Source organism: Pseudomonas sp. AC083, from assembly GCF_979253165.1.
On the sequence record NZ_CEEDDH010000023.1, the window covers coordinates 67,954 to 87,477 of the forward strand.

13 protein-coding genes and 1 other RNA gene are annotated in these 19,524 nt (G+C 60.6%); 2 read left to right on the top strand and 12 right to left on the bottom strand.

The genetic code is table 11. The features are described from left to right. Nucleotide 1: 1 nt before the first annotated feature. The 5 genes from AC0IXA_RS24995 to dnaX all read right to left on the bottom strand — a co-directional run bounded on the left by AC0IXA_RS24995 (nt 2) and on the right by dnaX (nt 5,756). Complete coding sequence (locus tag AC0IXA_RS24995) at nt 2-1,150, bottom strand: acyl-CoA dehydrogenase family protein (RefSeq protein WP_341637982.1); 1,149 nt, start codon at nt 1,148-1,150, stop codon at nt 2-4. Between the two features lie 150 nt (nt 1,151-1,300). Next, nucleotides 1,301-1,903 (bottom strand): recombination mediator RecR, encoded by a 603-nt coding sequence (gene recR, locus AC0IXA_RS25000; RefSeq protein ID WP_016773861.1) that lies wholly within the window; start codon nt 1,901-1,903, stop codon nt 1,301-1,303. Between the two features lie 66 nt (nt 1,904-1,969). Then, nucleotides 1,970-3,004 carry an NADP-dependent oxidoreductase gene (locus AC0IXA_RS25005; protein WP_024012324.1) on the bottom strand — a complete coding sequence of 345 codons (1,035 nt, stop codon included), beginning with the start codon at nt 3,002-3,004 and terminating at the stop codon, nt 1,970-1,972. Nucleotides 3,005-3,266: 262 nt separating this feature from the next. Beyond that, nucleotides 3,267-3,605, bottom strand: coding sequence for a YbaB/EbfC family nucleoid-associated protein (locus tag AC0IXA_RS25010; protein ID WP_003223337.1), 339 nt, complete (start codon nt 3,603-3,605; stop codon nt 3,267-3,269). 66 nt (nt 3,606-3,671) lie between these two features. Then, entirely contained in the window at nt 3,672-5,756 is a 2,085-nt protein-coding gene (dnaX, locus tag AC0IXA_RS25015) for a DNA polymerase III subunit gamma/tau (RefSeq protein ID WP_471814696.1), read from the bottom strand. Between the two features lie 145 nt (nt 5,757-5,901). Between dnaX and AC0IXA_RS25020 the strand changes: the two genes are divergently transcribed. Beyond that, entirely contained in the window at nt 5,902-6,651 is a 750-nt protein-coding gene (locus AC0IXA_RS25020; RefSeq protein WP_471814697.1) for a substrate-binding periplasmic protein, read from the top strand. 107 nt (nt 6,652-6,758) lie between these two features. On the opposite strand, the gene AC0IXA_RS25025 is transcribed toward AC0IXA_RS25020, so the two are convergent. The 3 genes from AC0IXA_RS25025 to ffs all read right to left on the bottom strand — a co-directional run bounded on the left by AC0IXA_RS25025 (nt 6,759) and on the right by ffs (nt 9,553). After that, entirely contained in the window at nt 6,759-8,726 is a 1,968-nt protein-coding gene (locus AC0IXA_RS25025; RefSeq protein ID WP_471814698.1) for a hypothetical protein, read from the bottom strand. Between the two features lie 36 nt (nt 8,727-8,762). Continuing rightward, nucleotides 8,763-9,251 carry a hypothetical protein gene (locus AC0IXA_RS25030; RefSeq protein ID WP_471814699.1) on the bottom strand — a complete coding sequence of 163 codons (489 nt, stop codon included), beginning with the start codon at nt 9,249-9,251 and terminating at the stop codon, nt 8,763-8,765. Between the two features lie 205 nt (nt 9,252-9,456). After that, an RNA gene (ffs, locus tag AC0IXA_RS25035) (signal recognition particle sRNA small type) lies at nt 9,457-9,553 on the bottom strand. Nucleotides 9,554-9,951: 398 nt separating this feature from the next. On the opposite strand from ffs, the gene AC0IXA_RS25040 reads away from it, so the two are divergent. After that, nucleotides 9,952-10,785 carry a hypothetical protein gene (locus tag AC0IXA_RS25040; RefSeq protein ID WP_471814700.1) on the top strand — a complete coding sequence of 278 codons (834 nt, stop codon included), beginning with the start codon at nt 9,952-9,954 and terminating at the stop codon, nt 10,783-10,785. A 201-nt stretch (nt 10,786-10,986) separates the two neighbouring features. Here the strand turns inward: AC0IXA_RS25040 and AC0IXA_RS25045 are convergent, their stop codons facing one another. The 4 genes from AC0IXA_RS25045 to smc all read right to left on the bottom strand — a co-directional run bounded on the left by AC0IXA_RS25045 (nt 10,987) and on the right by smc (nt 19,523). Then, on the bottom strand, nt 10,987-12,150 hold the full coding sequence (locus AC0IXA_RS25045; protein ID WP_341637988.1) for a zinc-binding metallopeptidase family protein: 1,164 nt from the start codon (nt 12,148-12,150) through the stop codon (nt 10,987-10,989). 275 nt (nt 12,151-12,425) lie between these two features. Beyond that, entirely contained in the window at nt 12,426-14,783 is a 2,358-nt protein-coding gene (gene ligA / locus AC0IXA_RS25050; RefSeq protein WP_471814701.1) for an NAD-dependent DNA ligase LigA, read from the bottom strand. 162 nt (nt 14,784-14,945) lie between these two features. Further along, entirely contained in the window at nt 14,946-15,809 is an 864-nt protein-coding gene (gene zipA / locus AC0IXA_RS25055; RefSeq protein WP_016773851.1) for a cell division protein ZipA, read from the bottom strand. A 225-nt stretch (nt 15,810-16,034) separates the two neighbouring features. Beyond that, on the bottom strand, nt 16,035-19,523 hold the full coding sequence (smc, locus tag AC0IXA_RS25060) for a chromosome segregation protein SMC (RefSeq protein WP_471814702.1): 3,489 nt from the start codon (nt 19,521-19,523) through the stop codon (nt 16,035-16,037). Nucleotide 19,524: the final 1 nt, after the last annotated feature.

Sequence of the window (19,524 nt, forward strand, 5' to 3'; positions counted from 1 at the left end):
ATCAAAGCCCCATCTGCTTGCTGATGATTTCATTCATCACTTCCCGCGTTCCGCCGCCAATCGACAGAATGCGGTTATCCCGATACAGCCGCTCCACCAGGCTTTCACGCATGTAACCGAGCCCGCCAAGAATCTGCACCGCTTCGGTGGTGATCCGGTCCGAGGTGTCGGTGGCGAAGTTCTTCGCCATGGAAATCTCCTTGATCACGCTCTGCCCCGCCGCCATTTTCGCCGCTTGCCGGTAAGTGAACTCGCGCGACACTTCCAGCGCCGTGGCCATTTCGGCGAGGCGATGTTTGATCACCTGAAACTTGCCGATGGGCTTGCCGAACGCCTCACGCTCGCGCGCCCACTTCAGGCTCTCCTCCAGCGCCAATTGCGCAGTCATGTTGGCCATCAATGCCAGCGCCAGGCGTTCGCTCTGGAAATTGCCCATGATGCAGGCGAAGCCCATGTTCTCTCCGCCAATGAGGTTTCCTACAGGCACGCGGCAATCGTCAAAGAACAATTCAGCGGTGTCCGACGCCCACCAGCCCATTTTCTTCAGTTGCCGACCGACACTGAAACCCGGCGTGCCCTTCTCGATCAGCAACAGACTGATACCGCCGAACCCCGGCGCACCGGTACGCACCGCGACGGTGTAGAAATCCGCGCGCACACCGCTGGTGATAAAGGTCTTGCTGCCGCTGACCCGGAAGCAGTCGCCTTCACGCACGGCGCGGGTTTGCAGGTTGGCCACGTCGGAACCGCCACCGGGCTCGGTCACCGCCAGGGCGCTGATCTTTTCGCCGCTGAGCACTTGGGGGACGACCCGCTCTCGCACTTCAGGCCGCGCCCATTTGACGATCGGCGGCAAACCGATATCCAGCGAACCCAGCCCTGCCACCAGGCCACCAGAGCCACAGCGCATCAGCTCTTCACTGGCGGCGACCTTGGCGAACAGATCGCCCTCATGGCTGCCGCCAAGCGCTTCGGGATAACCGATACCGAGAATGCCCGCCGCACCGGCCTTGAGGTACAGCTCTCGGGGAAAGCTTTCGGCTTCTTCCCACTGATTGATGTCCGGCAGGATCTCGCGTTCGACGAAACGTCTGACGCTGTCGCGGACCAATTGATGACTGGGGTCGAAGTATTCCTGAAAGGCAGGCATGGGCGAGCTCCACGGAAGGGTTCGCCGAACTTAACCGAGCGCTTGCTTGGTATTCAAGATGCAGAAGATCAAAAGATCGCAGCCTTCGGCAGCTCCTACATTGAAATGCGTTCCCTGTAGGAGCTGCCGAAGGCTGCGATCTTTTGATTTTTAGAGGGAAATCGGTTTACGCCCGGCAAACGAATGCGCCAGCGTGCCGCCGTCGACCAGCTCCAGCTCACCGCCCAGCGGCACGCCGTGGGCAATCCGCGAGGCGACCAGGCCTTTGTTGTTGAGCAACTGCGCGATGTAGTGCGCCGTCGCCTCGCCTTCCACTGTCGGGTTGGTGGCGAGGATGACTTCGGTAAAGGTCCCCGCCTCTTCTATCCGCGCCATCAGTTGCGGAATACCGATCGCTTCCGGCCCCAGGCCATCCAGCGGCGACAAGTGCCCCTTGAGCACGAAATAGCGGCCACGGAAGCCGGTCTGCTCCACCGCATAAACGTCCATCGGCCCTTCGACCACGCAAAGCAGCGTGTCATCGCGGCGCGGGTCGGCGCATTGCGGGCACAGATCGTCTTCGGTCAGCGTGCGGCACTGGCGGCAATGGCCGACGCCTTCCATGGCCTGGCTCAAGGCCTGGGCCAGACGCGTACCGCCGCTGCGATCACGTTCGAGCAACTGCAACGCCATGCGCTGAGCGGTTTTCTGACCCACGCCTGGCAAGGTGCGCAGAGCGTCGATCAGTTGGCGAATCAAAGGGCTGAAGCTCATGGGTAAACAGTCCGACTAAACAACGAGACGCGGTTTATACCCGCGCCTCTGGCCAGCGTCAAATCCTCAGTCCTGGGCGACCCGGACCACCAGTTTGCCGAAGTTGCGCCCTTCCAGCAGACCGATGAACGCCTCGGGCGCCTGCTCCAGGCCTTCGACCACGTCCTCGCGGAATTTCACCTTGCCGTCGCGTACCCACGGCACCATGTGGCTGATGAATTCCGGCTGACGATCACCGTAATCGTCGAAGACGATGAAGCCCTGAATACGCACACGCTTGGTGAGCAAAGTGCGTTGCAGCATCGGCAGGCGATCCGGGCCGGTCGGCGCCTCGGCGGCGTTGTAGCCGGCGATCAGGCCGCACAACGGGATGCGCGCCTTGGGGTTGAGCAACGGCAAGACTGCGTCGAAGACATGGCCGCCGACGTTCTCATAATAAATGTCGATGCCGTTTGGACAGGCTTTGGCCAGCTGTTCGGCGAAGTCGTCGGCCTTGTGGTCGATGCAGGCATCAAAACCCAGCTCTTCGACCACGTATTTGCACTTCTCGGCCCCACCGGCCACACCGACCGCGCGCAGACCTTTGATCTTCGCCACTTGCCCGACCACCGAGCCGACGGCGCCGGACGCCGCAGCCACCACCAGGGTTTCGCCTTCTTTCGGCTGGCCGATGTCCATCAGGCCCATGTACGCGGTCATGCCCGGCATGCCCAGGACGCCGAGGGCCATCGACGGGCTCGGCAGGCCGGCCGGGATCGGCATGATGTTGCGACCGTCGCTGATGCTGTGGCTCTGCCAACCGGTGGCGCCAACCACCAGATCACCGGTGTGGAATTTCGGGTGATTGGACTGCTCGACCCGGCTGACCGCGCCGCCGGTCATGACTTCGCCGATTTGCACTGGCGCAGCGTAGGACGGAGCGTCGCTCATACGTCCGCGCATGTACGGGTCGAGCGACAGGTATAGGGTTTTCAGCAATACCTGGCCGTCCTGCAGATCCGGCAGCGCCTCGCGCTCCAGACGAAAGTTCTCCGGGGTCGGCGCGCCGGTCGGGCGCGAGGCGAGGACGAAGCGTTGATTGAGGGTGAGAGGGTCGGACATGTCAGCGTCTCCTGTGAATGGGGAATTCGGTGTATAGGGAGCAGACCTTGGTAGCGGTGGTGTGTTCGATGTTTCTTCAGTTGTGCCGAGGTGACTTCATTCGCGAGCAGGCTCGCTCCCACAGGGGAATGCATTCCAAATGTGGGAGCGAGCCTGCTCGCGAAGGCGTCAGTCCAGCCGGCATATGTCCATCAGGCAGAAACAAAAATGCCAGGCGCAATGCCTGGCATTTTGTGTAGCTCATCTGCCGCCCAAAGGCGAATCAGAACGGCAGTTTCATACCCGCTGGCAGGTTCATGCCGGCGGTCATGCTACCCATTTTTTCCTGGCTGTTGGCTTCGATCTTGCGCACGGCGTCGTTGACGGCGGCAGCGACCACGGCTTCCAGCATTTCTTTGTCGTCTTCGCTCAGGCCTTCGACCAGGCTTGGGTCGATGCTCACGCTTTTAACGTCGTGACGACCGGTCATCACCACGGTGACCATGTCGCCGCCGGCCTTGCCGGTGACTTCGGCGTTGGCCAGTTCTTCCTGCATCTTGGCCATTTTTTCCTGCATCTGCTGCGCCTGCTTCATCAGGCCGGCCATGCCACCTTTCATCATGGGAATCACCTCAAACGTACTTGGATAAAACAGCGCCCGGCCATCTTGGCCGAGCACCTTCAGTTATTAGCCTTGGGTGACCAAGGCGTCGACAGGTTCAATAGTATCGCTTCGCACCACCGCGCCGAACTGCTGAACCATCTGCTGGATGAACGGATCACCGTGGATCGATTCCTCCGCCTCACGCTGGCGATTGGCGCGGCGGCGCGAGGCGGCCTGGGCCGGGGTTTCCTGCTCGGGCTTGATCAGCTCGATGGTCAGGGTCAGCGTGCGCCCGTGGAATTGGTTCAACGCGTCGTTGAGACGACGCTGTTGCGTGGCGTTGAACAGGGCGCTGTGGGCCGGGTCAAGGTGCATCAGCCAGTGGTCGCCGTCGACCGCAATCAACGTGCAGTTGGCGGCGATGCTGCCGGTCATGCCGGAAATCGGCAGCTTCGGGAACAGCTCCAGCCATTGCAGGGCCAGGCCGGTGGCCGGTGCGGCGGCAGGTTCCGGCTCGGGCTCAGGCTCGGGATCGGCGGCGTGTTCGCTGGCCAGTTCGTCGAGATAGCTGTAGGCCGAATCCATGTCCGGCTCGATGTAGTCTTCATCCAGCGGCGGTTCGTCGTCCATGTCCATGCCCGGCGTAGCGGCATCAACCTCGGCGACGGACGGCTCGGGAATTGGCGCAGCGGCCCACTCCGGCGCATCCGGCACCACGCTGTCCGGGGTCGGCAGCGGCATCGGCGGCAGCTCGGGCTGCTCGCCAGCGGTTTCCAGCACTGGTTCGACGGCGGGTTGCTGAACGGGCGCAGGCTCGGCCTCGGCTTCCACCGGGTCGTTCCACGGCAGATCGACCACGGCTTCGACGGCGACTGGCTCAGGCTGCGGTTGTGCTTCGACAACCGGCGCCACAGGTTCTGGCTCGGCAACCGGCGCCGCTACCGGTGCGGGCGCAGGTGTGGGCGCAACAGCCGCAGCGACCACCGGCGCAGGCTTCGGCGCGGCAGCCACTGAGTTTGCGGAATCAACTGTGGCCTGGCTGATCCCCACTGGCTTTAGCGGTTGCCTCGGCGCATCCGCCGTATCCGCCGGGCGGAACGCGAGCATCCGCAGCAAGACCATTTCGAAGCCGCCGCGCGGATCCGGCGCCAGCGGCAAATCGCGGCGACCGATCAGGCCCATCTGGTAATAGAACTGCACATCTTCGGCCGGCAGTGCCTGGGCCAGGGCCAATACCCGATCACGGTCGCCGTGGCCATTGTCGACCCCTTCCGGCAGCGCCTGAGCGATGGCCACGCGGTGCAGCACGTTAAGAATTTCCGAGAGCACGCCGTTCCAGTCCGGGCCTTGCTCGGCCAGATGCCGCACGGCTTCGAGCAGCGCCTTGGCATCGCCTTCGATCAGCGCATGCAGCACGTCATAGACCTGACCGTGATCCAGCGTGCCGAGCATCGCGCGCACGTCGGTGGCGAGCACCTTGCCTTCACCGAACGCGATGGCCTGATCAGTCAGGCTCATGGCGTCACGCATCGAGCCGTCAGCAGCGCGGCCGAGCAGCCACAGTGCGTCGTCTTCGAACGGTACGTTTTCTGCGGTCAGCACGTGGGTCAAATGCTCGACCACACGCTCCGGCGTCATGTTTTTCAGGGAGAACTGCAGGCAGCGCGAAAGAATGGTTGCCGGAAGTTTCTGCGGATCGGTGGTCGCCAGGATGAACTTGACGTAGGGCGGCGGCTCTTCGAGGGTTTTCAGCAGCGCATTGAAGGAATGGCTGGACAGCATGTGCACTTCGTCGATCAGGTAGACCTTGAAGCGCCCACGGCTTGGCGCGTACTGCACGTTATCGAGCAGTTCGCGGGTGTCTTCGACCTTGGTGCGGCTGGCGGCGTCGATCTCGATCAGGTCGACAAAACGCCCTTCATCGATCTCGCGGCACACCGAACATTCGCCGCAGGGGCTGGAAGTGATACCTGTCTCGCAGTTCAGGCACTTGGCAATGATCCGCGCGATGGTGGTCTTGCCGACCCCGCGCGTCCCGGTGAACAGGTAGGCGTGGTGCAGCCGTTGGCTGTCCAAGGCATTGATCAGAGCCTTGAGCACATGGGTCTGGCCGACCATTTCGCGGAACGAGCGTGGACGCCATTTACGTGCAAGAACCTGATAACTCATCGAAAACCGTCGCAGCGAAGGAAGCAGAAGCGGCTAATGCTAGCGGAGCAAGGGCAAAATTGCATCCGGTGTCCTCGTCTAATATGGCTAAGCTGCATCAGCAGAGGCTTTTATCAGCTCGGGATGGGGAATTACCGGAGCGTCTATGCGGTGGGCCGTGGCGGCATTGCTGGGTATCAGCCTCAACGCGATGGCAGCGCAAGCGCCATTGCGCTTCGCCGTGCCGGACAGTTGGGCGATGCCGATGGTGCAACTGCAAGGCGGCAGACCGACCCAGGGCATCCTGCACGACGTCTTGCTCAGCTTGGCGACCCAGGTCGGCGCGCCGGCGCAATTCGTCGTCCTCCCGCGCGCGCGGGTACAGAGCGCCATGGAGCACGGCGACATCGACGTGCGCTGCTATGCCGCACAGTCGTGGCTGCCGAATCAGTCCGGCGATTACATCTGGAGCGTGCCGCTGTGGTTTCAGCGCGACCTGCTGATCAGCCGCAAGGAACAACCGGCGCAGATCAATCCCGCCCAGTTGCCGCGCCAGGCCATCGGCACCGTCCTCGGCTACAGCTACCCTACCCTGCAACCGCTGTTCGACGCCGACCAGTTGCAACGCGAAGATGCGCGCAATCAGGAACAGGTACTGGAAAAGCTCCTCGCCGGACGCTATCGCTATGCGGTGAGCAATCAGTGGACGCTGGACTGGATCAATCAGCGCCTCTTGCCGGAGCAGCAGCTGCAAGGGGTCGCGGTGCTGCAGGAACAGAATATCGGCTGCTATGTGAGGAACGACCCGAAGGTGCCGGTGCAGCGGATCCTGCGCACGTTGCTGCGGATGAAAATGTCCGGCGAGATCGACGACATTATCCGGTTGTACACCGGCGCCTCTTCAACCACACCCTAACCGCCTGTGGGAGCGAGCCTGCTCGCGAAAGCGGTATGTCAGGCGACACAGTTGTTGAACACGCCAACGCCTTCGCGAGCAGGCTCGCTCCCACAGGGTTGGCCGGGTCAATAACCGTGCGATTCGCGGAATTTCGGCTCGCGGCTGTGGTGATAATCGATCCACTCGACCACGTCGTAAGGCAGATAGAGCTGCTGCCGGGCACGGGACACGGCGATGTACACCGCGCAGATGCGCTGATCGAACTCGTAGGCATCCTTGAATTTCTCGTTACTGAGCAACGTCCGGGTCAACAGCACGCGCCTGAACTCCATGCCGCCAGCCCGCTCGGCCATCATCAACAGACAGGCTTTGCCCGGCTCGATGATCTTTTGGCTCAGTCGCGTCAGGTCGGCAATCATGAAGCCGTTCTGCAGTTGCGCTTCGATCCACAAAAACGCCTCGTCGAAACGGTTGGCCTCTCGCACCTGCTGCCAATCAGCCATGTCGCTGAAATACGGGTGCGGTCCTTTCCCGCTGGACCCGGCATTGTAGAAATCGCGCCGGAACAGCTCGATGGCGGTGGTCATGAAATGCTTGATGTCGTCCTGCGCTTCCCGGTCGGGGAAACTGAAAGCGCAATTGCAATCGTGCAGGTGGATAGCCCACATCATCGTGTCCCACGGTGAAGCGGTCAGCACCACGCAACCTTCGGGCGGCACGAAGGCTTGCGGGTAGTACTCGATATCGACATCGGCGTGACGAGCGCCTTCGAACGGCACTTTGCTCTTGTGCGTGTGGCGCGAGATCAGCGGATTGACCAGGCGCTCGACATTGCGCCCCGAGCGCACCGAATAGCAGATATCGCTCTGACGAACTTCACGCTTGCGCTTGGGCGCCTCGCCCGTGGCCTGCTGATACTCATCGCCGAGGGTGATCAGCACCTGCTGCCCGCGCTCGATGATTTGCAGCAGCGACGCCGGCACGTCCTGGCTTTCGTCGATGATCACATGGGTGTAGCGCGGCGGGACGCGGCAACCGGCGAGACTGGCGCGCTTGATCATGAGCAACGTCGGAAAACCGCTCTGGCTGGCCCAGGCCGGGTTGGCCTCCAGATACACCCACAGGCGACTGGAGTATTCCAGCAGCGCTTGCGAGTCTGCGCCGGTCAAGGGCTGCTGGAAGTGCGGCAAGTGTCTGGCGGACAGCGTGTGATCTCTTGAGGCGCAGTACAGCTTGAGCACGCGCAGACAAACTTCGAGGGTGCTCGGCCCGTCGTGGTGGCGAAAGCCGAAGATATTCAGTTCCTGCGCCAGCGCCTGTTTGCTCGGGAGACGCGCGGGCGTCCTGGCCATAGGCAACCGGGGACCAAGCAGCTGAGCCTGGGCGAAATCGAAAAAGGTCTGGCCAATTTCCGTGTCGTGGACCTGCACGATGTGCTTGCGCAGCGTCGCCAGTTTCGCCGGGGTGCGCGCCAGCACCAGAGTGCGTTTCGAGCGCAGGCATTCGATCAGCGCGCTGAGCATGTAGCTCTTGCCGATGCCCGCATAACCCTGCACGTGCAGGTCTTCGTCGAAGTTGGCACGGAAGGTTCGCAGCAGTTTGTCCTGCGCTGCGCTTAACCAGTGCTCGCGCTCACGTGGCGTGACCATTTGCTGGCGAAACGGGTTGTTCTGTTGCTGATGGCGGATCTTGTAGTCCACATCCCATTGCCCGCCGGGCAACAGAAATGCCTGCGCGGCGACTTCATCGGCCATGAGAAAGCGCAAGTTCAGGCCTTTGAGCGCATTGAGGCCGAAATACAATTTGCGCGAATCGAACAGACGCCGCGCCTCTGCAAGCAGTCCCGCCGATCCGGTGCGCCGAGAGGTGACAGACCAGTCAATGAGTCTGGCGAGAATCTTCTCCGCTGCGCTGGCGCTCAAATCCTGTTCCGTAGCCTGGGCGAGGTTCTGAATGACCAGCACTGCCGCCAGTTCCGGGTCGCTCAGGCGGGCCAGTGTCGCGTCACCCTCGGGCTGCAACAGCGCCGTACACGCATCATGGGTGATGGGCAGAAATACCGGGGTGGCCAAATCAAAATGTTCCGGGTGCATACAACCTCGCCGCCTGGGCTTTAATACAACACCAGATCAGTCCTGGTCATTCTCGTCGTGCATTTCCTGGGATTGCGGCAAGTTTCTCTCACTGCCGGACTCGGGGCTGATCCGCAGTTCGAAGGAGTAGCCGCCGAGCGTGCCGGACATGCCGCGTCGTTCAGTGCCGCTGGCCACCGCCCCCGCATCGATCTGCGCCTGCACTTCGTAGAGCGCCATTTCCAGCAGTTTGCGCAGGTGTTCAGGGTTTTGCGCGCTGGCATGCAGTTGCAGGTCGTACTGGCCGGCCACCGATTCAGTGATGACGGGCTGGCCCTGCACCGCGACCGGCTGCGCAGTTTCTTCAGCCGCATTGAACACGGTCGAAGCCGCCAGAATCGCGGCGTGCTCCTCATCCATCAGGTCGAGCACTCGCGACAGTTCCAGCGTGCGCTCGGGCTGATCCTCCATCTGCGCTTTGACTTCCAGACGCCGCATCTGCCATTCGCGCAGTTTTTCCCGGGTCAGATCGTCGATTTCACCCACTTGCCTTACCTCTCAATGCCAGGCGAGGGAGTATGCCACTGTTCGCTGCCGACAGCCGCACGGGCACCGGGATGCTGCGCGGCTGAGCCGCGCGTTTCTGATGGCGGATCAACGCCACTAGCCAAATCGCAGGCATAAAAAAACCGCAGTGGGCGAAACCCATGCAGTTCTGTCTGAAGCCTTCGGTGGTTCGTTAAGGTGGTGCCCCCACCAGCCACACCCCGGCACACAATGTTCCCGCTGTGGCTGCTTCCTTCCGGATCTGACCAGGTTCACGGGTAATCGTTGCGGGGGGACCGATGGGGTCACCATAACGATGCTTGCCTGTCGGCGAGCCGCGCCATTGTACCTGTCTGAGATGAAGTTACAACCGTTGGTTGCAGATAAATCATGAACAGGTTCAATGACATGCAAAACGAAAGGGCTTGGTAGTCGTGGGGCATCAGGCTCGACTCAATAAAACGGTCGCAACATGCAAACAGTCTGCAAGACCGACAGGACGTGCTCAAAACTGAGACTCTCTGATAAACCTCCGTCGGATGTCGACATCTGTCAACCGCTAATCGAACTAATACCTACCGCTCATCGGGACTGTCAGATATGACAGTAGATTCTCGATTTCGAGCGGTCTAGCTTGGATTTGCAAACAGCGACGCGCTTGTGCGAATCAGCAAACCATATCTTCTTTCAGGAAAATCCAATGAGCAACCAAGTGACCGCATCAAATAAACTTCCCTTCGCTTTACTAAGCATGGAGACCCTCGCTTTAGAGCCCGAACTATGGACGCGCACCAGCATTACAGATCCCACATGGAAAGAGGTCAGCTCATGGCAAGGTGGAAGCATGGGAACTCCCACCACGACAGAACTCAAAACAAACAATTACAACATGGAAAGCCCGTACATTTCAGATTCTACCAGCCTGATGTTGACAGGTGCCGACACGAACATAGTCGAAATCAAAAAAGATGCCAGCGCAGTGACCTACTCCTCAACAAGCCCGAAGATATTGATTGAGGAAAATTGGGGTTGGGACATTATGGCGTACGTCTCCCTTAGATTCGACGGGCAAAAGAACAAGGGCGAACCGAGAAAGAATGGAGAACACGGCGTCATTTATCTGACCGGCGCAGGAGAGGCATCTAGATCGAAGTCTGCTTTCGGCACAGACTTCTTCGAGATGCCAAACGACCGCTATTTCACGTTCGCAACCAACACCAGTATGTATTTCTCGTTTGAAGACAATCCAACCGCCGCAATTTATATGCTGCAAAACGACATACCCTTCAAAGTAGAAAACCGTATTTTAACGGGTTTCGCTTCACAGGGTGGCCGCTATGCACTTACCAACAACCAGAACACTCTTTACCCAGTAGGAATCACTACATTACTAATCCATGACGGATTCAAAGAGAACTTCGCCAGAATTCAGTTTGATCATGATATTTTAACAAAAAAAGTTAGGATCTCCATCACCAAACACACCGCCAAACTATGTGAATTGAGAGGACCAGAAATTGCATTTGCGATATAACTCAATCGGGCACAAACCTATCTACACCAATGCTTTAATAATAAGAAAAATTAACTAATTCAAACGTACTACAGGTAGTAAAGTTATTTCCAGGAAAATTTTGGCCCGGCCGTAGGGAAAACACGCTTCGTGAACGATGAAGTCTTCCTTCGGGCCTGATCAACCACCAAGAACGCAACCCGTGCCGCGATCTTCCCGCACTTATAGGGCCAGCACCTCATCCGCCCTGCCGCCGGCCTGCTGGATCACCAGATGAATGAAGTGCAACTTGGCGATCGCCGCCGCCGGCAGTACGAACGGGTAGAAATCCGGCTGGCCCATGCTGCGCGACAGTTCGTTGAGCATGCCGGCCAGTTCGATCCACGCATTGACGAACGACAGGAATGCCGTGCCGCCGGGGTGCTCCGGGTCGTACAGGGTGCTGGTGGGAAACGGCTGATAATCGAAGTCCATTTCCCGCGCGCTCATGCCGAAGCCCAGCGCCGTGTCGACCGCATCCATCATGTGCAGGTAATGCGCCCAGGTTTCCGCCCAGTCTTCCCACGGGTGCATGGTCGCGTAGGCACTGACGTAGTGCTGCGGCCAGTCCAGCGGTGCGCCTTGCTGGTAATGCCGGTCCAGCGCCTCGGCGTAACTGGCGCGTTCGTCGCCGAACAGGTTACGGAACGCGCCCAGCCAAGGGCCGTTGGCGATAAGGCGATCCCAGTAGTAGTGGCCGACCTCATGGCGAAAATGCCCGAGCAGCGTGCGGTAAGGTTCGTGCATCGCCGCCCTGACCTGCTCACGGTGAGCGTCGTCGGCCTCTTTGATGTCGAGGGTGATCAGGCCATTGGCGTGGCCGGTCATCGGCGCGTTGCCTTCCAGGTCGACACCGATGAAGTCGAACGCCAGCCCGATTTCTTCATCCGTGGTTTTCGGGATGACCGGCAAGCCGAGGGTGATCAGTTGCGCGACCAGTCGACGCTTGGCGATTTCGACCTTGCGCCAGCGTTCGGGATTTTCCGCGACGGAAAGGTCGGGAATGGTGCGGTTGAGGCTGCAAGCGATGCACAAGGTGTCGTGATCGTTGGCCGGCAGCAGCCAGTTGCACGCGGCGGGCATGTCGAGGTTGGCGCAGCGGCGGAACAGTCCGGCGTCGGGATCGGCGTCGAGCGTCCAGGTGCCCTCTTCCGGCCCCGGCTGCAGCGAGGTCAGGCGACTTTCTTCAGGTTGATAGCCAAGCAAGGCGTTACAGGCCAGGCACTGACTGTTGCGAAAGAACAGCGACTGGCCGCAACGGCACGGCCAGACTTTGCTGTTGCGCGAGGATCCGGCCACGAACGGCGCGATGATGCGGGAACTGAGCTGCTCGAAAAAGCGGTGCATGGCGATCTCTCCCTGGGACTGGCCAAGACTAGATCATCCTGAAGACAACATCGTTCCCACCCATAACCGCGGAGTCGGGTGATAGCACTATTGTGGTGAGGGGATTTATCCCCGCTCGACTGCGCAGCAGTCGCAAAAAACCGTACACGCGATACAGATGAAATGATCGGTCGCAGGGTTTTGGGGTCGCTGCGCAACCCAGCGGGGATAAATCCCCTCGCCACAGGTGTCCATCCGGAGAGGGGTAAATCCCCTCACCACAGGGGTTCATCCGGTCAGACAGGGATGCCGTGGGTTTTGAGGAAGGCGATAAACGCTTCCTCGTCCATGACCTTCACCCCCAGCTCATTGGCCTTGGTCAGTTTCGAGCCGGCACCCGGGCCTGCGACCACGCAATGGGTTTTCGCCGACACCGAACCGGCGACCTTGGCACCCAGGCTTTCCAGATGATCCTTGGCCACATCCCGGCTCATCAACTCGACCTTGCCGGTCAGCACCCAGGTTTCGCCGGACAGCGGCAGACCTTCGACGACTTTTTTCTCGCTCTGCCAATGCATGCCGAAATCGCGCAGCTGCTGCTCGGCCCGCTCGGCCAGTTGCCGATGCTCAGGCGAGGCGAAGAACTCGCGCACCGAGTTGGCCTGCTTCTCCGGCAATGCCTGGCGCATGTCCAGCCAGTCAGCGTTCATCACCGCTTCCAGCGAACCGAAGCGGTCGGCAAGTTTCTGCGCACCACCGGGGCCGACGAAGGGAATGTGCAGTTTGTCGAGCAGGCCGCCCAGGGTGGTACTGGCGGCGAATTCGGCGCCCAACTCGCCTTGATCCTGAATCTGCAAACCATGGCCGAGCAATTCGCTGATGACCTGCTGGTTGTGCGCGTCCTCAAAGAAACTGTGGATCTCGTGTGCCACTTCCAGGCCGACGTCCGGCAGGTAGGTCAGCACATGCGGCAAGGCCTGTTGCACGCGCTCCAGCGAACCCAGCGAACGCGCCAGCACCTTGGCCGTCTCTTCGCCGACATCGGGAATGCCGAGGGCGTAGATGAAACGTGCCAGGCTCGGTTGCTTGCTGTCTTCAATGGCTTTGAGAAGCTTGTTGCTCGATACCTCGGCAAAGCCTTCCAGATCGACGATGTCATCGAACTTCAGCGCATACAGATCGGCCGGCGAACTGACCAGACCTTCGTCGACCAGTTGCTCGACGCTCTTGTCGCCCAAGCCTTCGATGTCCATGGCCCGGCGCGAGACGAAGTGGATGATCGCCTGCTTCAATTGCGCACCACAGGCCAGTCGGCCGACGCAGCGATACACCGCGCCTTCGCTGAAGGTTTCCTTGCCCTTGCTGCGCTTGACCAGTTGCGTGCGTTCAACGTGGGAGCCGCACACCGGGCAGCTTTGAGGAATGGCGACCGGGCGCGCGTCATCGGGGCGACGCTCGGTGATCACTTGCACCACTTGCGGAATCACATCGCCGGCGCGGCGAATGATCACCGTGTCGCCGATCATCAGGCCCAGCCGCGCGACTTCGTCCATGTTGTGCAATGTGGCGTTGGCCACGGTGACGCCGGCGACCTTCACCGGTTTCAAACGCGCCACCGGAGTCACCGCACCGGTGCGGCCGACCTGGAATTCCACGTCGAGCAGCTCGGTAAGTTCTTCCATCGCCGGGAATTTGTGCGCGATCGCCCAGCGCGGCTCGCGGGCGCGGAAGCCCAGTTCACGCTGGTCGGCGATGCTGTTGACCTTGAACACCACACCATCGATTTCATAGGCCAGCGAGTTACGGCGCTCGCCGATGTCGCGGTAATACTCCAGGCACTCATCAATCCCCTTGGCCAGCCTCAGTTCGTGACTGATCGGCATGCCCCACTTCTGCAACTGCTGGAGGTTACCGATGTGGGTGTCGGAAATGTCATGGGAAACCTGACCGATGCCATAGCAGCAGAATTCCAGCGGACGATTGGCGGTGATCTTCGAATCGAGCTGGCGCAGGCTGCCTGCTGCCGCGTTGCGCGGGTTGGCGAAGGTCTTGCCGCCGATTTCCAGTTGCGAAGCATTGAGGCGCTCGAAACCGGCCTTGGACATGAACACTTCACCGCGCACTTCCAGCGTCGCCGGCCAGCCTTCGCCGTGCAACTTCAGCGGAATATTGCGCACGGTGCGCACGTTGACGCTGATGTCCTCGCCGGTGGTGCCATCGCCACGCGTGGCGCCGCGCACCAGCAGACCATCCTGATACAGCAGGCTGACCGCCAGGCCATCGAGCTTCGGCTCGCAGCTGTATTCCACCGCCGCGCCGCCACCGAACAGATCGCCGGCCGGCACGTCGAGGCCTTCGTTGACGCGGCGATCGAACTCGCGCATGTCGGATTCTTCAAAGGCGTTGCCGAGGCTGAGCATCGGGATTTCGTGGCGCACCTGAGTGAACGCAGTCAACGCCATGCTGCCGACGCGCTGGGTCGGCGAATCGCTTGTGATCAGTTCCGGGTTGGCCGCTTCCAGCGCCTTGAGCTCGTGGAACAAGCGGTCGTACTCGGCATCGGGAATGCTCGGCTCGTCGAGAACGTGATAGCGATAGTTGTGCTGATCCAGCTCAGCGCGCAGCTCTAGAATGCGGGTTTTGGCGGCGGTCATGGGTGTTCTCTCATAAAGCAAAAGAGCAGCCGAGGCTGCTCCAGTTTTATTCCATTATCGGCGGCCGTGCCAGAAGATCGCAGCCTCGTTGCACTCGTCAGCTCCTACAGTATCGCGATTCTCTGTAGGAGCTGCCGAAGGCTGCGATCTTTTGATTTGGCCTTAGCGCTTCTGGGTCAGGGCGCGGCGTTCGAATTCGACGATGCGCTGACGGTAATGCTCGATGGTCTGCGCAGTCAGTACGCTGCGCTGATCGTCTTTCAGTTCGCCGTTCAGTTCCTGGGACAGCTTGCGGGCTGCCGCGACCATCACGTCGAAAGCCTGCTTCGGATGACGCGGGCCTGGCAGACCGAGGAAGAAGCTCACCGCCGGAGTGCTGAAGTGGTCGATGTCATCCAGATCAAAGATGCCCGGCTTGACCGCATTGGCCATGGAAAACAGCACTTCGCCGTTGCCGGCCATGCTTTCGTGACGGTGGAAGATGTCCATCTCGCCGAAACGCAGGCCACTTTCGAGAATGTTCTGCAGCAGCGCAGGGCCTTTGAAGCCGGCCGGGTCGCGGCAGATCACGCTGATCACCAGGACTTCTTCGGCTTGCGGCTGATCTTTTTCCGCCACGGCCGCTGCAGGCTTGCTGTCTTCGGCGAAATCGTCATCGCGGCTGCTGAAGCTCGGGCCGCCGTCCAGATCGAGGTCGAGGTTCAAGTCGCCCTGCGCCGGACCGTTGCTGCCGCGCTTGCCACGTTTCGAACCGGATTCACGCGGCTCGCGGGCTTCGCGGTTGGGCATGCTCACCGACGGCAGATCGTGCTCGTCCAATTGCGGCTCTTTGTGCGTATCCAGGACGCGGGCCGGGCCCAACAGCTCGGCGCTGGTGTCCTCGTCCGGCAGATTGGACAGGCTCCGGTCGAGACGGAATTTCAGCTTTCCCTTGCCGCCGCGCATACGGCGCCAGCCATCGAAAAGAATACCGGCTATCACAATGATGCCGATGACGATCAGCCACTCGCGCAGACCGATTTCCATGTAATCCCGTGCCTCTATAAAAAATGCTGAAAAATAAGGGGTTTACACTGCGTAAACCGCTTTAAAACGTGGCGCCAACTCTATGTTCTGACAGGCGTTTTGCCCACGTATACGAAAAATTGACATTAAACTAGCACGATCAAAGGCTTCGCAGCTACAAGCTTTAAGCTCCAAGCCACAAGCCGTCCACTTGCAGCCTGGAGCTTGTAACCTGCTGCTGCGCCGCTAGGCGTCCACCATCGCCATCGCCTCCTCGACATCCACCGCCACCAGTCGCGAACAGCCCGGTTCATGCATCGTCACACCCATCAACTGCTCGGCCATTTCCATGGCGATCTTGTTGTGGGTGATGTAGATGAACTGCACGGTCTGCGACATCTCTTTGACCAAGCGTGCGTAGCGTCCAACGTTAGCGTCATCCAGCGGCGCGTCAACCTCATCGAGCATGCAGAACGGCGCCGGATTCAACTTGAAGATGGCAAAAACCAGGGCCAGTGCAGTCAGGGCTTTTTCGCCGCCGGAGAGCAAATGGATGGTGCTGTTCTTCTTCCCGGGCGGCTGCGCCATGATCGTCACCCCTGTATCGAGTAGATCTTCGCCCGTCAGTTCCAAATACGCGCGCCCGCCACCGAAAACTTTCGGGAAAAGTGCCTGCAAACCACCGTTGATCTGATCAAAGGTATCTTTGAAACGGTTGCGGGTTTCCTTATCGATTTTGCGGATGACGTTTTCCAGGGTCTCCAGCGCCTCGACCAGATCGGCGTCCTGCGCATCCAGATAACGTTTACGCTCCGATTGTTGCGTGTATTCATCGATGGCCGCGAGGTTGATCGCACCCAGGCGCTGAATTCGCGCGTTGATGCGTTCGAGTTCTTCTTCGGCCTCGCGTTCACTGGCTTGTGCGGTCAATGTGGCGAGCACGCCGTTGAGATCGTAGCCGTCCTCAAGCAATTGATCCTGCAACGCCTTGCGCCGTACGGTCAGCGCCTGCCATTCCATGCGTTGCTGTTCGAGCTGGCCGCGAATCAACTGCGATTGCTGCTCGGCCTGGGTGCGGCGTTTTTCCGCGTCGCGCAATTCACGATCGGCGTCTTCCAGGGCGATCTGCGCGGTCTTGAGTTCTTCATCGACGGTCATGCGCTTGTCGAGCAGTTCTTCGAGTTTCAGACGCAGCTCTTCCAGCGGCGCCTCACCCTCCTCCAGATTCAGACTCAACTGTTCGCGCTTTTCAGTCAGGCGCTCGGCCTGCATCTCCAGACGCTCCAGCGCCTGTCGCGTGGAGTCATGCTGGGCGCGCAACGAGCCGAGACGCACGGCCAGTTGATGGGCGTGATCCTTGTGCTGCCGGGCTTCCTGACGCACGCGATCAAGGCGCTCGCGCAGGCTGTCGCGCTGGGCCAGCAGCAACTCGCGCTGCTCGGTGTCGAGCGCCATGGCGTCCAGCGCTTCCTGCAATTGCATGCGCGCTTCGCCGACCTGCTCGTGCTCAAGCTCGCGCTGTTCGGCGAGTTCGACCAGTTCTTCATCGAGACGGGTGCGGCGCAATGTCAGCTGTTCGGCTTTGGCCTTGCCGGCGGACAACTGCGCTTTCAGTTCGCCTTGCTGGCGCGCTTCGTCCTGCAGCAAGCGGCGCAAGTGCTCACGGCCGTTTTCCTGCTGGCGCTGTTGCGCGCGCAGGGTTTGCAGGCGGGTCTCCATGGCCTCGACCGTGGCTTCGCGCTCTTCGCGCTCCAGTTGCAGGTCTTCGATTTCCTGGCCACGGGCGAGCATGCCGCTTTCCGCTTCGCTGGCGCGACGTACACGCAAGAAGTGCCGACCGACCCAATAGCCATCGCGACTGATCAGGCTCTGCCCGGCGCTCAACTGGCCGCGCAAGGCCAGCGCCTGTTCAAGGCTGTCGACCGGTTTGACTTGACCAAGCCACGGCGACAGATCGATCTGCGCCTCGACTTTGTCCAGCAGACTGCCGGCCACCCGCACGCCATCGCTGGCCGGGCTGAGCAGGCGCAAATCGCCTTGAGTGAAACCGGACAGATCAAAACCGCTGAAATCGTCGACCAGCACCGCTTGCAGGTCGGCGCCGAGCACGGTTTCCACCGCCAGTTCCCAACCTGCCTCGACCTTCAGGCCTTCGGCCAGACGCGGACGCTCGGCGAGGTTGTGTTCCTTTAACCATTCGGCGGTGCCGGTGCCCGGATCGAGCGCGGCTTGCTGCAAGGCTTCCAGCGACGCCAGACGACCGTTGAGCCGCTGCAGATCGCCCTGCGCCTGCTGCTGTGCGGTCAACGCTTGCTGTAATTCCTGACGCAGTTGTTCAAGCTTTTCGACTTGCGCTTCTTCGCTGGTCTGTAAATCTTCGAGGGTCGCTTCGGACTCGGCGAGCTGCTCGTTGAGCGCCATGATCGCAGCGTCTTCCGGGTCGGCGGACAGCAACGCGCGCTCTTCAGCGAGACGTTTCTGCCGGTCGGCCAAGCGCTCCATGCTGCTTTCCAGCTGCTGGATCCGCGACTGCTGGACTTCAGCCTGACGGCGTGGTTCGGCAGCGGTCAGGTTGAAAGCATCCCACTGCTCCTGCCAGCCGTGCATGGTGGTTTCGGCTTCTTCGAGGGCCGCAGCGGCTTCCTCGGCGGCGGCGCTGGTGACTTCCTGCTCGGGGGTGAGCATGTCCAGTTCTTCGCCGAGGGTCAGCAGCAACGTGCGGTCGTGGCCCAGGTGCGACTCGGTTTCCAGACGCGCGCGTTCGGCTTCTTTCAGATCGTCCTGCAACTGGCGTAACCGCTGCTGGCCATGCTGAATGCTCTGCTCGACCCGGGCGATGTCGCCGCCGACCGAATAGAAGCGGCCCTGCACCAGATTGAAGCGCTCGGACAGGTCGTGGTGACCGTCGCGCAGGCGTTCGATGGCCGCATCAGCGTTACGCTGTTCAGCAACCAACGCTTCGAAGCTGACTTCCTGGTTGCCGATGATCGACTCGCGCTGGCCGACCTGATCGTTGAGATCCTGCCAGCGCAGCGCCGACAGTTGCGCCTTGAGCTGACGCTCTTCGGCCTTGAGTTCCTGATACTTTTTCGCCGCCTCGGCCTGACGGTGCAGACGTTCGAGCTGGCGCTCCAGCTCTTCGCGCAGGTCGGTCAGGCGGGCGAGGTTCTCGTGAGTGCGGCGGATGCGGTTTTCAGTCTCGCGGCGGCGCTCTTTATATTTCGAGATGCCGGCGGCTTCTTCGATGAAGTTACGCAAGTCTTCGGGCTTGGATTCGATCAGCTTGGAGATCATCCCCTGTTCGATGATCGAGTAGCTGCGCGGGCCGAGGCCGGTGCCGAGGAAGATATCGGTGATGTCGCGCCGACGGCATTTGGTGCCGTTGAGGTAATAAGTGGTCTGGCTGTCGCGGGTGACTTTGCGGCGAATGGAAATTTCCGCGTAGGCAGCGTATTCGCCGAGCAGCGTGCCGTCGGAGTTGTCGAACACCAGTTCGATACTGGCCTGGCTCACCGGTTTACGGCTGGTCGAACCGTTGAAGATGACGTCGGTCATCGACTCGCCACGGAGGTTCTTCGCCGAACTTTCGCCCATCACCCAGCGCACGGCGTCGATGATGTTCGACTTGCCGCAACCGTTCGGCCCGACGACCGCCGCCATGTTACTGGGGAAGTTCACCGTGGTCGGGTCGACGAAGGATTTGAACCCCGCCAGTTTGATGCACTTCAGCCGCACG

Bases quoted from the DNA above. Each gene is read 5' to 3' on its own strand.
- AC0IXA_RS24995 (WP_341637982.1), bottom strand. From the start codon at position 1,150: ATGCCTGCCTTTCAGGAATACTTCGACCCCAGTCATCAATTGGTCCGC.
- recR (WP_016773861.1), bottom strand. From the start codon at position 1,903: ATGAGCTTCAGCCCTTTGATTCGCCAACTGATCGACGCTCTGCGCACC.
- AC0IXA_RS25005 (WP_024012324.1), bottom strand. From the start codon at position 3,004: ATGTCCGACCCTCTCACCCTCAATCAACGCTTCGTCCTCGCCTCGCGC.
- AC0IXA_RS25010 (WP_003223337.1), bottom strand. From the start codon at position 3,605: ATGATGAAAGGTGGCATGGCCGGCCTGATGAAGCAGGCGCAGCAGATG.
- dnaX (WP_471814696.1), bottom strand. From the start codon at position 5,756: ATGAGTTATCAGGTTCTTGCACGTAAATGGCGTCCACGCTCGTTCCGC.
- AC0IXA_RS25020 (WP_471814697.1), top strand. From the start codon at position 5,902: ATGCGGTGGGCCGTGGCGGCATTGCTGGGTATCAGCCTCAACGCGATG.
- AC0IXA_RS25025 (WP_471814698.1), bottom strand. From the start codon at position 8,726: ATGCACCCGGAACATTTTGATTTGGCCACCCCGGTATTTCTGCCCATC.
- AC0IXA_RS25040 (WP_471814700.1), top strand. From the start codon at position 9,952: ATGAGCAACCAAGTGACCGCATCAAATAAACTTCCCTTCGCTTTACTA.
- AC0IXA_RS25045 (WP_341637988.1), bottom strand. From the start codon at position 12,150: ATGCACCGCTTTTTCGAGCAGCTCAGTTCCCGCATCATCGCGCCGTTC.
- ligA (WP_471814701.1), bottom strand. From the start codon at position 14,783: ATGACCGCCGCCAAAACCCGCATTCTAGAGCTGCGCGCTGAGCTGGAT.
- zipA (WP_016773851.1), bottom strand. From the start codon at position 15,809: ATGGAAATCGGTCTGCGCGAGTGGCTGATCGTCATCGGCATCATTGTG.